Raw genomic sequence first — 15,346 nt, 5'->3', positions numbered from 1 at the left:
GACATGAAAATTTGTTAAGAAGCGGGCAAGATGCCCGCACTCCTCGAATTCTTTGATCTGACTGGAGTGGGAGCATCTTGCTCCCTGGATTTTTAATTAGGGTATTTCCGCTTCGCGGACATGAATAAGCGAACTTGATATAATGAGTAATGAGTAATGAGTAATGAGTAATGAGTAATGAGTAAGAAAGCCCCCCTTTTCTTTGAGCGTAGTTGAAGGGGGGATTGAGTGGGATTAAAATGTCCCCTATAGCAGCGAAAATTGCTGTATTGTCTTAGTGTGAATCAACTATAATGCTTGATTAATTCGGGTTTTACCCGGTCTAAAAAGAGGACTACCATAGTGGTAAAGAGTCCTTCTAAAATGACTAAGGGCATATGAGCCAAGACTAATGCCCATAAAGAGGCTTGTTCTAGGTTTTGGTCAATATCAGTGGGTAAGGTGAATAAGACGGTGCTTAAGAAAAGGGTGGCGGATAAAGCGACGGCAGTGCTACCCGCGAGAAAGCCAAAGCATCCTGTCCAAAATCGATTTTTCAATCTGAATGTGAGCCGGGAACGAAAAATAGATCCGGCAAGTAAGGCGGGAATTCCCATGATGAGGGCGTTAATTCCTAGGGTGGATAATCCTCCATGTTGAAACATGACGGCTTGAAAGAATAATCCGATGATGATGGCGGGAAAGGCGTAGTAGCCTAAGATGGCTCCGAGTAATCCATTGAGGACTAAATGGACGCTGGCGGGGGGGATGGGAATGTGAAGGGAGGAGGAGACGAAAAAAGCAGCCGTGAATAAGGAGGCTTTGGGAATTTGTTCTTGGTTGCGATCGCTCCTTTCAATCTGTTTCAAAGACCACATTAGAACTCCCCCACTGACCGCATATCCCACAATGACCACTTGCGGAGGAACCATACCATCAGGAATGTGCATTGGACTTACTCCGATTACTGCGTGAGAAAAATAACGCCGTGCCGACAAATCCCCAGAGGATTGAAGCCAGCATCAGACCTTTTTGGAGAGAGGTATAACCCCCTAAGCTGGCAGAGGCGATCGCCGATGGGGAGGCTTCAGATCCGGAGTTTTGGGCGGTTGAGCTGCCATTTACTGAGGCTCCAGGGCTGGCAATATGAAAAATCTGACCGTGGCCAGCCTTACGAATTCTCACCGTCCAAGTCCCGGTTTGACCCGGTTCAGGCACAAACATAAACTCACCTTGGGCATCCGATACCCCTTGCATCCAAGGTGTTGCCGGATCTTCGGGACTATAGATTGTCACTTGGGCGTTATCCATGGGTTCTCCAGAATCATAGGTCGCTTGGACTTGGATAGCGGAGACTTGATGGTGTTGAATATGCACCCCATGGGCGATCGCTTTTTCGGAGAAAGCCAAAAAGGAAGCTATCCCTAACAGGATCGGTATTTTCCATCTCATAAACAATGCTCGTGTAACTTGGATAGGTGAGGATAATCTAATCAACATCTCAACATCAGCATAATCAAGGCTCAGTGCTAAACCCGGCTTTCTGAAGAGTAACTTAAGGTTGTGCAGCCATAGGGCTAGATTGATGACAATGGCCTTCACCGACATGGCCGAGGGAGTTCAGAGCGGTATCAAACCGTTTCACCTCTTCCGGACTCAGTTGCGATCGCCACATCGACTCATCCACCTCCACTGTGCCATTTTTCGCCAATTTCGCCAACGGATCAAAACCCAACGCACCCACATTAATTTCATCCTCAGCCGGGGCACTACCATCCCCAAAAATATGATCCAAATGGAATGTCGCCTCTAAATTACCCGGCTCATCTCCAGTCACAATTCCCTTTCTTTGATCGCCCACAAATTCGCCACAGCTATAGGCATATTCTCGATCCACACTCACCTTAAAATTAATCGTTTGCTCCCCTTTTTTCGCCACACCATCCATGAGGAGCGTATGACCTTCGGCAGGCCCTTCCACCGCCGGAACCATTTGCCAAGAAAGGGCATTATAAACCCCCGCCGGTACATCCTCCAGTTGAGCCACTAAAATCGGTTCGGCATCCGCCTCTCCTGCCGCTAAATCTACCGTTTGGGGAGAACTCAAATCTAGGGTAGTCTTCGCCTGCATTTCTTCATCCACTTCGGCATTAAATGGCGGATCGGTCTGATAAGCCCTGACTTGACCTAAACTCACATAGACATGATTAAATTCAATTTGCCAACCCTCTTTAGAGGTAAATCCTTGACGCACAAAATCTTCACCATTAGCCTGCAAGCTCAGGCTTCCGGTACTGTCTCCATCCGTTTGTGGTGGGGGTGCAGGACTTTGACACCCCATCAGACTACTCGCGACGAGAAAAGCGGTCATCGAGACCTGCAAACGTTGATTGATCATAGCTTTTTTTAAACTGGACATTCGTTTCTAGTCAAGCGAATCTCTATAGAAAATACAATGCCCCCTATGGGGATAAAAAAAGACGGAGGATGAAGAATAAAAGCGCCTTAAAGCTTATGGTATCAAGGATTTAGTCCCTCTGTTAAAAAATGATGATCTTTTTTCGAGGGTGAAAAAATTCCTCTCATATCCGATATAATTTCCTTAAATGTTTGCAACCCTCATCATTATGAATTGGACAGCCGCCCTACCCCCCTTTTTTGTCACCCTCCGGGAAGGATTTGAAGCCGCTTTAGTGGTAGGCTTAATTCTGGCCTGTTTATATAAGGCGAAACAAAGCCATTTAAACCCCTGGGTGTATGGGGGAATTGCTTTGGGTTTAATCGGGAGCGTGCTGGTGGGGCTGTTATTAACCTGGGGAATAGAGGGTTTGAGTGTGGCCTATCCCCAATATGAGAAGGTGATTAAACCCTTATTAGAAGCCGTATTTGGCACAATAGCGATGGGGATGCTCAGTTGGATGTTGTTGTGGATGACTCAACAATCGCGATCGCTCAAAACGGAAATTGAAACCTCCCTCTCCCAAGCCTTAGTTCAAGATTCGGGCGCAGGATGGGCCGTATTTACCCTCGTCTTAATCGCCGTTCTGCGAGAAGGCTTTGAAACCATCGTTTTCCTGCTCTCCTATTTTCAACAAGGATTAGTCCCTTGGTTGGGGGGAGCCATGGGTCTGGGTTTGGCGATCGCATTAGGAGTCCTCATTTTTCAAGGGGGAATTCAAATCAATATCCGCCTCTTTTTCCAAATCATGGGAATTCTGTTACTCCTGATTATTGGCGGCTTATTAATCTCTGCCCTCGCCCATTATGACACTGCCCTCGATCGCTGGGTTGACCTCCATCCCCAAGCTCAATTCCTCTGTTTCAACCTTTCCGACTCCTCCTGTATTCTCGGCCCCAGGGTTTGGGATACCTCCGCCCTTTTACCCGATCGCCAATTTCCCGGCATTCTCCTCAAAGCCCTCTTCGGATATCGCCAATACCTCTATGTCACACAAGCAGTCGCTTATTTAATGTTTATCACCCTCATGGGCGGACTCTATTTTCGCACTCTTAATCAAAGCTCTAGAAAAACCCTCCCCTCCCATTAAGCCCTTAATGATGATACGCTCCCGGTTCCGGTTGAAACGGTGCGATTTTTTCCGTCACCTCTACTCCCAATTGCTCCAACATCGTCCGCAGCACCCCATCCACTTCTAACCGTAAATAATCTGGGGTAATTTCTACCGGAATATGACGATTTCCCAGATGATAGGCCGCTCGGAGCAGATCGATCGCCGTTTTTGAGGTCACCTCTAACACCGGTTCCGGTTTCGCCACCACTTGCACAATGATATCGGCGATCGCCGTCTGCAACAGATCCCCATCCTGGAGAACCGTCCCCCTCGGTAATCGTAACTCAACCCTCATCCCCTCTGGCGTGTGTCCTTGGTATCGACTGCGGGTTCTTTCCCAAGCCGTTAACGGGAGAGCAAAGGCGATGGGGGGATGATCTAAACCTAAACAGCGCTCAGTCAGAGTAATTAGCGTCATAGGGATGGGTAGAAGATACAGCTTTAGTTCTTGATCGCCGGAAGGGGCATATCTTCCGTCGTATCTAAATTTTCTGGTGTAATGGTTAAAAGGGAATCTTCACCCGTGATTAACCGCGCTCCTCTACCCCTGGTCAGATAGTTCCATCCCCATTGCACCATCACCACTAACTTATTATCAAACTCAATCAAATAGTAAATATGGGCAAACACCCAAGTTAACCAAGCAACAAACCCCGTCAGCTTAATCCATCCTAAATCGACCACCGCCGCATTTTCCCCAATCACCGCCAAACTGCCCACTTCTTCATATCGGAACGGCCCATGGGTTTGGCCTCGTAGTTCCTGTTTAATCCATTGGGCCACATATTTGCCCTGTTGCATTGCTACCGGAGCAATACCGGGTAAGGGTCGCTCTCCTTGGTGGGAGAAGTTCGCTAAGTCCCCAATGACAAAGATATTGGCATAGCCCGGAATGCTTAGATTCTCTTCGACCATCACTCGACCGGCTCGGTCTAGGGCGACTCCCGTTTTCTCATGCAGTACCTTACCGAGGCCAGAAGCCTTGACTCCAGCAGCCCAAAGGATAGTTCGAGCTGGAATCAACTGTTCTGCCTCTCCCTGACGCACGGTTACAGCTCCTTCTGTGACCTGGGTGACTAGGGTCTGGGTTTGGACATTTACCCCTAGCTGAGTGAGGTCTGATGCTGCTCTAGCGGACAATTCTGGCGCATAAGGGGGTAAGATGCGATCCATGCCCTCTAGGAGTAAAATTTGGGCGCTGGTGGTGTCGATGTGGTGAAAGTCATTTTTGAGAATGCTATGGGCTAATTCGGCGATCGCCCCCGCCAATTCTACCCCCGTGGGGCCGCCACCGACAATCACAAAGGTCAGCCAAGCCTTTTGTTTTTCCGGATCGGTTTCCTTTTCTGCGGCTTCAAATGCCCCATAAATTCGACGACGCATGAGCAGAGCATCTTCAATGGTTTTTAAGCCAGGGGCAATGCTTTGCCATTGGTCATTACCAAAATAGTGATGCTTCACGCCAGTAGCCACAATCAAGGTATCGTAGGATAGGGTGCGGTTGCCTAGGTTAAGGAGTTGGCGATCGGGATCGATATCCGTTACCCGGTCTAACAGCACCTGCGTGTTCTTATTGGAGTTTAGAACCAAACGCAGGGGAGATGAAATATCTGCTGGCGATAAACTGCCGGTCGCCACTTGGTAGAGTAAGGGTTGAAACAAGTGGAAATTTCGCTTATCAATTAAAGTCAGTTTAACCGGTGCTTTGCCTAGGGCTTGAGCTGCGTACAGCCCTCCAAAGCCTCCTCCGACAATCACCACATGAGGCACAGAGGATTCAATTTTGGCATCAACCATAGCGTTTTAGGCTCTCAACATGAGATTCAGATCAGATCTTAGTTTAGCAATCCTGGTCTGAGTAACCGTCTATCTGGACACATCTCCAACCCCATTAAAATCTAGGAAGACCATCATTGTGGGGCATTTCCGGTTGATGATGTTGAGATTCGATCGCCCTAAACTCCCGAAAAATGATGCGATCGCGGCCCTGTTTTTTCGCATCATACAGAGCTTGATCCGCAATTTCAAACAACTCTTCTCCTACTGTTTCATGACTGGGAATCGTCGAAGAGAGTCCCATACTCATCGTAATAAACGGACTCACCAAAGAAGCTTGATGATCAAGGGATAATTTACGAATATTTTGTTGGATTTCTTGGGCAACGATCCAAGCCCCCGATGCTTGAGTATTAGGCAGCAACACCACAAACTCTTCTCCCCCATATCGAGCCACTAAATCAGCCGGTCTTTTTAAAGCTTTTTTAATCGTTTCAGCTATTTTTTGTAAACATTCATCTCCCATTTGATGCCCATAGGTATCATTATAGCGCTTAAAATAATCCACATCACAGATAATCATAGATAGGGGCGCTTTCTCCCTTGCCAGTCGATACCACTCCCGCGTAAAAGTTTCTTGTAAACATCGACGGTTAGCCACTTGAGTTAAGCCATCTAAATTCGCCAGTTGATTTAATTCTTGGTTCAACCGTTCTAATTCAGCCGTTCTTTCAGCCACTTTTCTCTCTAAAGTATAGGAATAGTCCCGGAGTTGCTCATAAAACAGGGCATTTTGAATTGAAGCAGCAGCTTGGGAGGCCAGGGCACTAAATAACTTAAGGTCTTGGGCGGTATATTCTACGGGGCGATCGCTACTAATTTGAATCACCCCTAATTTCCCCGTTTGAGTCATTAACGGACAACACATCATAGACATGATTTCAAAATCTTGATGAATAAAGCGAGAATCTAAGGTTACTTGATTCACAATTTCTGCTTTTCCCGAATTAAAAACATGACCATAAATACCGACCTTCGGAGAGATTGACTTTCCTAAAACCACTTCATTTTGATCCATCTTAGGATAAAACGTTTGCAGGGCTTTTTCATGGGAATTGTAAATCATCACGACCAAAGAATTACCCGGTATTTGCTTCAGAGCCTCATTAGCCATCAGCTTGATCACTTCATTAACATGCAAGCAGGTTGACATTTTAGAGGAAATATCATATAAAAAATTCAATTCTTCGTATTTATCTAAAGCGTCAACAGCTAAAACTTTCTTATTCACTTCTGTTTCAATTAAGGCGATCAGCAACTGAGTAATCGGATCTTTGATATCCCGGCTCACTACCCAACCTAAAGTTTGATCTTCTACCACAATTTCATAGCCTTGACCATCCGCAAGAGTGAGTTCTCCCAAAATAGGAATCTGATTCTCATCTAAAACTCCTATCTGACGATCGTCATTAATGAGATTCTGAATTATTTTTTTCATCCTCGGCTTGATGATGATTTTCTTAAAATTTAGATTAATCATTCAAATTCACTCATTTAGAAATCCAAGAATTTCCCTTGACTTAGCCAACACTTCCTTGGGTCGAAATGGTTTCGTCATATACAAATCAGCTCCAACCGCTATCCCTGTTTTTTTATCAAACTCTTGACCTTTGGCGGTCAACATAATAATATAGATATTATCAAAATTAGAGTTCTGCTTAACTTGGGCACAAACTTCCAAACCATTCATTTTTGGCATCATCACATCCAAAAAAACTAAATCTGGATGTTCTTGTATAATCAGTTCCAAAGCTTCTTTTCCATTTTTAGCCGTTAGGAGAATTACATCATCTTCATCCTCTAGCTTTTCCAGGGCTTGTTCCATCAAAATGAGGATGTTCGGTTCATCATCAACGATTAGGACTTTTTTAGTCATTGAATTCCTCTATATGTGTTCTAACAACTTCCGGATCGATCGGAAGTAAACAAGAAAATTTACTTCCTTGATTGAGGGCACTTTCGACCCAAATTTTACCCCCATGATATTCAATAATTTGTTTACAAATTGCTAATCCTAATCCGGTTCCTTTCGGTTTATTGGTTAAAATATCCCCCACTTGCTTAAATCGCTCAAATACAGTATCTTGATGTTCTGGTGCAATTCCTATACCGGTATCACTGATGGAGATGAGCAAGAAATTATCTACTACTTGAGCTTCACAAGTAATCGTTCCTTCCTCCGTGAATTTTACGGCATTGGAGATGAGATTAATCATAACTTGGATCAGGCGATCGGTATCTACTTCAATGACTGGTAAATTAGGATCAATTTTTTTGATCAATTGCAAATTATTCCCTTCAATCAAAGAAGAAGTTACAGAAATTGCTCGATCTAAAATCACTTGTGGCTCAACCGCTTGAATATTCCAATCGACTCGTCCCGATTCCATTTTAGCGATATCTAAAACATCATTAATTAAATAAGTTAGTCGTTCAGCTTCTGAGATAATAATCTCAATATTACTACTCACAGCTAAAACTGCTCGCTTAACTTTTCTATTTTCCTGGGATGTGACTGGAAAAATAATCTCTTCTAGCTTTTCCTGAATCATTTCTGCAAATCCCAAAACTGAAGTTAAAGGGGTTCTTAATTCATGGGAAACCGTATTCAAGAAATCGGTTTTCATCCGATCCACTTCCCGCTCAACGGTAACATCTCGAATGAGAATGACTGAACCCATACATTGATCTCCTTCTGTTCCCTCTCCTTCTTTGATAATACTGGTTGCCAAAGCTTGACCTTCCCGATTATTTCCTAACTTCACATCAAGGGTAATAATTTCCTGATTGCGATTTTGAATACTTTGAATTAAATCGTCTAACTCTGGAGAAAAAATAGTCCAAATATTTTGCCCTTTGAGTTGCCAAGATTCCAGGTTAAACATAGATAAAAAAGCAGGGTTAAATCGGGTAACTCGTCCTTGGGTATCAGTGACTAATAAGCCATCGGCTAAATTATCAACAATGGCATTTAAATCAGCGAGAGTTGTTCGCAGCTCAATAGATCGCTTTTGCGCCTGATAGAGAAGTTCTGCTTGTTGTAGAGCAACGCCTAGTTGAATGGCAATTTTATGGGTAAATTCAATTTCTTTGGGTTGCCAAGTCCGGGGTTCTGAACATTGATGAATACAGAGTAGACCCCATAATTTTTCGCCTTTAACTAGAGGTAGGACTAAATTAGCACGGATTTGAAACTGATTTAAGATATCAAAATAGCAAGGGGATAAATTTGCTGTATAAATATCAGAAACAGCTTGAATTTTTCCCTGTTTGTAATGAAGGGCATGATTGCAGCTAAAACAATAATCATGAACTTTTTTGGTTAAAGTGGATTCAAATCTAGGTAAGACATCTTCAGAAACAAATTCTCCTTGATTACAATGGGATTGCTGATCGAACTCAAAAATAGCCACGCGATCGGCATTGAGCAGTTGTCGCACTTCGGTGGCTGCGGTTTGAAAAATGGTTTCTAGGTCTAGGGTGCGGCGAATTTTATCAATGACTTGAGCGATCGCCCGCTCCCGTTCGGCTTCTTCTGCTAACTCATCAGCTCGTTGCTTTAATTGGGCTTCTAGGGTACTTTGTAACTCGCTAGAGCGCCGTTGGGTTTGGGCTAAGAGTTGGGCTTGCTGAATGGCGACTCCTAATTGGGAGCTAATTTGAATTAAGAAATTAATTTCAATCTCTTGCCAATCTCTGGGCCCAGAGTTTTGAAAGGCGGCTAATAAGCCCCATAAACGTTGGTGTTGATAAATGGCTACAATGGCATAAGCTCTGGCTTGATAGGATTCTAAGGCCTGAATATAACAGGGGGAAAAATTACGGGTATAAATATCGGCACAAACTCGAAATAACTGCCCTTGCTTAAAGAGTTGTCCTTGGGTTTCCTGTACATAAGTATCTGCGATCGCCAAATCTTGTAGAGTTTTGAGGCTGCATTCACTAATATTCATATTTAAATTGGAATTTTCTTGTTGCCAAAGAATTAAGGATTTCCAATTCTGGTCAACAGAGTCCACTACAAATTCCCCGCTCCAGTCTTCGTTAAAGCGATAAATGACGACTCGATCCGCTTTGAGGAGTTGGCGAACTTCTTCGGTGGTGGTGCGAAAAATGGTGTTGAGATCCAGGGATTGGCGGATTTTGGTGATGACTGCGGCGATCGCCTGTTCCCGTTCCACAGCCTGAGCCACTGCTTGAGCTAACTGCTCAGACTGTTGTTTTTGCACGGCTAAGACTTCCGCCTGTTGCAAAGCAACACCTAAATGAACGGCAATATGGGAGACAAATTCGATTTCTTGGGGTTGCCAACATCGCAGAGTGCCACACTGATGAATACACAGCAATCCCCATAATCTCTCTCCCTTCAGCAGAGGAACGACTAAATTGGCTCGGACTTGGAATTTGGCCAAGATTTCAATATGACAAGGATTTAAATTTTGTGCATAAATATCATTGCAAGCCCAAATACGCCCTTCTTGGTAATATTGGGCATAGAGATCGCCAAAACAGTGATCTTCAATCCGAGCCGCTAAGGTGGAAGGGAAGGGAGGTAAAACATCCTCCGAGACAAATTTTCCCCATTGATAATGAGAATTCTCACCAAACTGATACATCCCAACCCGATCCGCATTCAACAGTTGGCGCACTTCTCTGGCAGTGGATTGGAAAATAGTCTCCACATCCAGAGATTGGCGAATACGAGTAATCACCGCTAATAGGGCTTGTTCTTGGGCAACTTGAATGGGTTCGGGCTGACTTTGGGTTTGTTTTTCAAGTTCCCATACCCGCTCTCTGAGGCGTTCAATTTCCTCCTGAAGGGCAGTATATTCACTGGCTTTAACCACAATATACTCATCGGACATGGGATCTACAAAATAGGGGGAATGATGGGAATTGCCTTGAATGGTAGCTTGGCCAGTATAAAAGATGGGAAGGTAAAGTGGGCGTAAAGAAGTTTAAACCTTTTGCTTCTTTTCCCTGACAATGGCTATTTTCTTATCTTCTCAAGAATAAGGGATACAACCGGTATGTTGTATCCCTTTACAATTGTTAATTTTTGTGAGGCTAGAGCAAAAGTTATAAGCGAGTCTGCCAGATGGCGATCGCCCGTTGAGCTTCTGCATAGGCTGCCGTGTTTTCGGGAACCAACTGAGCGGCGGCGATCGCTGCTGCCGGCCCATCACTGGCTAACCGACGATAGGCAATCTTAAGAATTTCACTACTCCATTGGTTCGCTAACTGCTGGGCTTGGCTATATCGGGGTTGATCGACTCCAATACTCTTCACCTCGGCGATCGCCTGATTATAAGAAGAAGCTTGATTAGGTCTAATCTTACTGCTGGCTTGTTGAATCACCGCTTGATTCGCTTGAGCTTGAGCTGCCTGTTGCTGCCAAGTCGCAATTGAACTTTGAGCTTGTGCATAAGCCGATACCTCCGGTGGGACAAGCTGGGCTGCGCCGATTGCCCCCTCAAATTGCCCCTGAGCTGCTCTACCCATAGCAATATCCATAATTGCCTGACTCCATAGCTCAATTTTGCCTTGAGCCTCCGCATAGGCAGGATTATCAGCCGAAATTTTCCGCGCTTCTTCAATCGCCTTCACATAAACCGAGGCTTGCTGAGATCCCAAGACCTTCGTTACCTCCGTCAAACTGGGAGGATTCGCTGGCTGAGGTTGAGGAGCTGGCGGAGTTACATTCGCCGGAGCTTGGGGAACCGGTTGCGGAGCTGGGGCTGGAGGCACAGCTTCTGGAGCAGGAGCCACGGGGGCTGGAGAAGCCCCTTCCGGAGCAGGAGCTGGAATCACCACCACTTCCGAAGGACTTGGAGCAGCAGTTGGAGCTGGAGATCCTGCCATAGGTTCAGTCACCGCCGGGGTTGGTTGTCCTTCCACCGTCGTTAATGCATTACGATTGCGTAAAAATACTCCCCCAATTAAAATCAGAGCAATACCTCCCCAAGCGAGAATCAGTAATCGCCAAAATTGTGCATCTTCTTCATTGGATTTGGGGTCTTGAGATTGGGGTTTTTTGTCAGGTTCCATAGGTTTACTACGAATATCTGTTGAGGTTTTCTGGGCAACAGGGCTTGGCTGAGGAACGCCCCCAGAACCGGAAGGAACACTTAATGGTTCGGCGGCACTGGAGGACTGAGAAAGGGTTTCCTCTATTTTGGGTTCCTCAATCGGTAAAATCACCCGATGAACTCGGCCGGGAGGATTCACCACCATCAAGGCTTGTTGGTTGGGTCGATTGTGTTGATCGCTCAATTCCATTAGCCGACGATGCAGATAATGATCTAAACTCGCTAATGTACTGCATTGACCCGATCGCAATCCTTCCAGCAAAGCAGCCGTAAATAACCCTTGTCGTAATTCTAAGGTCTCTTGGGAAAATTGACCCGGTTGACAAGAAAGAAGGGTTGAAATTTCTAGTTCTCGCGCCAAATTAGCAGTCTGATTGCCTAAGAGTCCCCCAATTTGCAAACTTGAGGGCCGATTCATATCTAATACCACCAAGAGATTTTGGGTCGGTAAATTGGCAAGAGAATTGAATAACCAAGCCATAGATAGGCCTGTGGTGGTGACTTGATTCGGATCGCTCTCAATGGACATCAGATAGTCTTGGCCCTCGACACTAGATCCATAACCACTAAAGAACAGCCAGAGGTAATCTTCTGCATCAAGCTGGAATTGGGGATGGTTTCCCCGACAGATTTTGTCGATCCATCCTTCTATTGTCGGGCGATCGGGGTAAGTCGATTCACCCTGAATCGGCTGAGAAACTTCACTCAAGAGTAAGCATTGATCCAGGGATAATCCAGCTTGATACGTCCAAAAATCAGAAAATGCCTGGGCATCTTGTTGGGCATAACTTAACGGCTGGAAATGTTGATATTGATTAATGCCAATGGCGATCGCCCTAGTTTTTCCCATGACCCACTCCTAAATATATCCTGTGCCTCGATCATTACTGTCTTTCAGTTTGTCTTTAATGTATAGGGTATTGTCCTTGGTCACAAGAGGATGAGAGAGTGGGAATTTGACGTGGATAGAGTGGATCGGGAGAAATGACCGATGACCGATCGCCTCTTGCCTTTTGCCTCTTCCTTTCTGTATAATTGGAAGGTTGTGGAAAAATTTCCCTCTCCAAAGAGACTCTGACATCCTATGGCTGTTCCAAAGAAGAAAACCTCTAAAACCAAACGCAATCAGCGTCGCGCTGTCTGGAAACGCAAGGCAGCACTACAAGCCCAGAAAGCTATGTCCCTGGGTAAGTCCATCCTTACCGGACGATCCAATTTTGTTTATCCTTCTGATGAGGATGAAGAAGAAGAGTAAATTGCCCATCAATACTGGGGACAGGTCTGGGAATGGGTGGCATCCGGTCACCCATTCTTGATTATGATAGAAATGAAAACCCTCAAAGTTTTGTTGTATGGCAATTGGTAAGTTTTTTCACAAACCCGATCCATCTTTAGAAGAGCGCACCCCACCAGGACAACACCTCAGTAAAGGATTTCCTGTCCTCACCTATGGGGAAACACCTGAAGTTACGGCCGATATCTGGGAATTAAAGGTATGGGGATTAGCCAAAGAAAAAACCTTCACCTTCTCCGACTTGATGGCCATGCCCCAACATGACTTTACTAAAGATTTTCACTGTGTTACTCACTGGTCGAAACTAGATGTGCAATGGCGTGGGGTTCGGGTTACTGATTGGATGCAACAGGTAGACCTCGATCCTAAAGCGACTCATATTATGCAACATGCCTACGGAGGATATACGACTAATATCACTCTGGAAGATTTTTTAAAAGAAGATAACTTCTTTGCACACACCCTCTTTGGTGAACCCCTACCCGCAGACCATGGGGGGCCGGTTCGCTTGGTTATTCCTCATTTATACGCTTGGAAAAGCACCAAGTGGATTAATGGTTTAGAATTTCTCGATCGCGAAGAACTCGGATTTTGGGAGCGTAATGGCTATCATCGTCGAGGGGAACCTTGGGCACAAGAGCGATATAGCGGGTAAAAGGGTGATATCAAGTCCGGTTTCCGCAAGCGGACATGAAAATTTGTTAAGAAGCGGGCAAGATGCCCGCACTCCTCGAATTCTTTGATATTGCTGGAGTGGGAGCGTCTCGCTCCCTAAGTTTTTAATCATGGTATTCAATCGGACTTGATATGATATCAAGTCCGGTTTCCGCAAGCGGACATGAAAATTTGTTAAGAAGCGGGCAAGATGCCCGCACTCCTCGAATTCTTTGATATGACTGGAGTGGGAGCATCTTGCTCCCTAAGTTTTTAATTAGGGTATTTCCGCTTCGCGGACATGAATAAGCGAACTTGATATGAAGAAGCGGGCAAGATGCCCGCACTCCTCTAATCCCTTGATATTGCTGGAGTGGGAGCATCTTGCTCCCTGGATTTTTAATTAATGAGTTAGACTCATCTCTAATTGAGTTTATCCCCCTATAGGCTCTTGCCTAGCCCTGTTTCACTGCCAACTTAATCCTAAATGTCGTTCCTTCACCGAGTTGAGATTCACATCTCAACTGTCCACTATGGCGTTCAGTGATAATTTGTTGGCTCAAGGATAGTCCCAATCCTGTGCCTTTGCCTAGGGGCTTGGTGGTAAAGTAAGTGTTAAACACTTTCTGCTGAATCTCTGGAGTCATCCCCATGCCATTATCCGTGATGCAAATTTCTACGGAGTCAGCAGAGCATAAGCGAGTTGAGATCTGGATCTGGGGATCTTTTGTAGCATAACCCTCTTGTTCGAGTTTTTCTTCGATCGCATCGATCGCATTACTTAACAAGTTCATGAAAACTTGATTCAGTTGTCCCCCATATCCCAGAATTTGGGGAATATCCCCATAGTTTTTTTGCACAACGATCTCCGGTTGATTTCCCTTGGCTTTCAAGCGATTATGTAAAATCATCAAGGTACTCTCCAAACCTTCATGAAGATCCACCGGTTGCAGAGTTTGATCGTCAGTGCGGGAAAAATGGCGTAGACTTCTGACCAGTTGCCGAATGCGGTTGGCTCCCACTTCCATGGAGGTCAGCACTTGGGGTAAATCTTCGACTAAAAACGCTACATCGAGATCTTCTTGAGCCTCTTGAATTTCTGCTACGGGTTCAGGATAATGGGTTTGGTAGAGGGCGACTAACTCTAAGAGATCCTGAGTATAGGCGATCGCGTGGGTCAGATTTCCACAGACAAAACTCACCGGATTATTAATTTCATGAGCTACTCCGGCCACCAACTGCCCCAAAGCAGACATTTTTTCCTGTTGTACCAATTGACTTTGAGCCAGTTGTACTCGATCTAAAGCCTGTTGCAGTGCTTCTGACTGTTGGCGATAGGAAACTTCTGACGCTTTGAGCGCTAATTCTGCTTGTTTGCGATCGGTGATATCCTGAACCATGCCTTCATAATAAAGTAGGATTCCCAGCGAATTTCGCACTTCCCTAGCCGTTTCCGAAATCCAAATCACTTTGCCATCCCGTCGGCGAATTTGGGACTCAAACCCCCGTACCTGTCCCTGTTGTTTTAAAATCTCTACAAACTCCTGCCACCGGTCTGTATCCACATACAAACTACCTAACTTAATCGCTTCACTCTTCAGAGTTTCTACACTAGAATAACCATAAATCTCAGCTAGAGCAGGATTGGCACTGATTAACTGACCTTCTGGAGTAATTTGAAACATGCCCTCCATGGCATTTTCAAACATTGAGCGATATTTTTCTTCCGCTTGGTCTAAAGCAATTTCCACTTGTCTCCGTTTGGCGACTTCATCTGCTAACTCTAAGTTAACTTGGGCCAACTGCTGAGTGCGTTTCACCAATCTTTGATGAACATTGGGGGTTGAATGGGGGCTAATGCCCTCAGAAAAATTCATTCGTCGGATATGGGTATGGATTGTCGAGTCCTGTTCATACAAGTA

The 15,346-nt window shown here is 45.2% G+C and carries 13 protein-coding genes; 3 read left to right on the top strand and 10 right to left on the bottom strand.

Features of this window, described 5'->3' with window-relative positions:
- Positions 1-284: 284 nt before the first annotated feature.
- The 3 genes from cbiM to PMG71_RS14250 form a co-directional block, all read right to left on the bottom strand.
- On the bottom strand, positions 285-929 hold the full coding sequence (cbiM, locus tag PMG71_RS14260; protein WP_283754369.1) for a cobalt transporter CbiM: 645 nt from the start codon (positions 927-929) through the stop codon (positions 285-287).
- Positions 916-1,431: a carboxypeptidase-like regulatory domain-containing protein gene (locus PMG71_RS14255; protein ID WP_283754368.1), complete on the bottom strand. Its 516-nt coding sequence runs from the start codon at positions 1,429-1,431 to the stop codon at positions 916-918. Before PMG71_RS14255 ends, cbiM begins: the two co-directional genes overlap by 14 nt.
- Positions 1,432-1,534: 103 nt before the next feature.
- Positions 1,535-2,377: a hypothetical protein gene (locus PMG71_RS14250; RefSeq protein WP_283754367.1), complete on the bottom strand. Its 843-nt coding sequence runs from the start codon at positions 2,375-2,377 to the stop codon at positions 1,535-1,537.
- A 229-nt stretch (positions 2,378-2,606) separates the two neighbouring features.
- Between PMG71_RS14250 and PMG71_RS14245 the strand changes: the two genes are divergently transcribed.
- Entirely contained in the window at positions 2,607-3,527 is a 921-nt protein-coding gene (locus tag PMG71_RS14245) for an FTR1 family iron permease (RefSeq protein ID WP_283754366.1), read from the top strand.
- Between the two features lie 4 nt (positions 3,528-3,531).
- Here PMG71_RS14245 and ureE read toward each other — a convergent pair whose 3' ends face one another.
- The 6 genes from ureE to PMG71_RS14215 form a co-directional block, all read right to left on the bottom strand.
- The gene (ureE, locus tag PMG71_RS14240; RefSeq protein WP_283754365.1) at positions 3,532-3,969 is read right to left on the bottom strand and encodes an urease accessory protein UreE; all 438 of its coding nucleotides are present in this window, start codon (positions 3,967-3,969) and stop codon (positions 3,532-3,534) included.
- 23 nt (positions 3,970-3,992) lie between these two features.
- Positions 3,993-5,348 (bottom strand): NAD(P)/FAD-dependent oxidoreductase, encoded by a 1,356-nt coding sequence (locus PMG71_RS14235; protein WP_283754364.1) that lies wholly within the window; start codon positions 5,346-5,348, stop codon positions 3,993-3,995.
- 94 nt (positions 5,349-5,442) lie between these two features.
- The gene (locus PMG71_RS14230) at positions 5,443-6,825 is read right to left on the bottom strand and encodes a sensor domain-containing diguanylate cyclase (protein WP_283754363.1); all 1,383 of its coding nucleotides are present in this window, start codon (positions 6,823-6,825) and stop codon (positions 5,443-5,445) included.
- Positions 6,826-6,873: 48 nt separating this feature from the next.
- Positions 6,874-7,263, bottom strand: a complete 390-nt coding sequence (locus PMG71_RS14225) for a response regulator transcription factor (protein WP_283754362.1) — start codon at positions 7,261-7,263, stop codon at positions 6,874-6,876.
- Positions 7,256-10,252: a GAF domain-containing protein gene (locus PMG71_RS14220; protein ID WP_283754361.1), complete on the bottom strand. Its 2,997-nt coding sequence runs from the start codon at positions 10,250-10,252 to the stop codon at positions 7,256-7,258. Before PMG71_RS14220 ends, PMG71_RS14225 begins: the two co-directional genes overlap by 8 nt.
- 214 nt (positions 10,253-10,466) lie before the next feature.
- A complete protein-coding gene (locus PMG71_RS14215; RefSeq protein WP_283754360.1) occupies positions 10,467-12,326 on the bottom strand; it encodes a caspase family protein in 1,860 nt (619 codons plus the stop codon).
- Between the two features lie 234 nt (positions 12,327-12,560).
- Here PMG71_RS14215 and rpmF point away from each other — a divergent pair, with 234 nt between their 5' ends.
- On the top strand, positions 12,561-12,731 hold the full coding sequence (rpmF, locus tag PMG71_RS14210; RefSeq protein WP_283754359.1) for a 50S ribosomal protein L32: 171 nt from the start codon (positions 12,561-12,563) through the stop codon (positions 12,729-12,731).
- Between the two features lie 97 nt (positions 12,732-12,828).
- Positions 12,829-13,425 carry a sulfite oxidase-like oxidoreductase gene (locus PMG71_RS14205; RefSeq protein ID WP_283754358.1) on the top strand — a complete coding sequence of 199 codons (597 nt, stop codon included), beginning with the start codon at positions 12,829-12,831 and terminating at the stop codon, positions 13,423-13,425.
- A 454-nt stretch (positions 13,426-13,879) separates the two neighbouring features.
- Here PMG71_RS14205 and PMG71_RS14200 read toward each other — a convergent pair whose 3' ends face one another.
- Positions 13,880-15,301, bottom strand: coding sequence for a PAS domain-containing sensor histidine kinase (locus PMG71_RS14200; RefSeq protein WP_283754357.1), 1,422 nt, complete (start codon positions 15,299-15,301; stop codon positions 13,880-13,882).
- Positions 15,302-15,346: the final 45 nt, after the last annotated feature.

Origin of the sequence: Roseofilum acuticapitatum BLCC-M154, assembly GCF_030068475.1 — a bacterium.
GTDB lineage: Bacteria > Cyanobacteriota > Cyanobacteriia > Cyanobacteriales > Desertifilaceae > Roseofilum > Roseofilum acuticapitatum.
The sequence above is the reverse complement of the archived record's forward strand: the minus strand, read 5'-3'. Positions and strand labels throughout refer to the sequence as shown.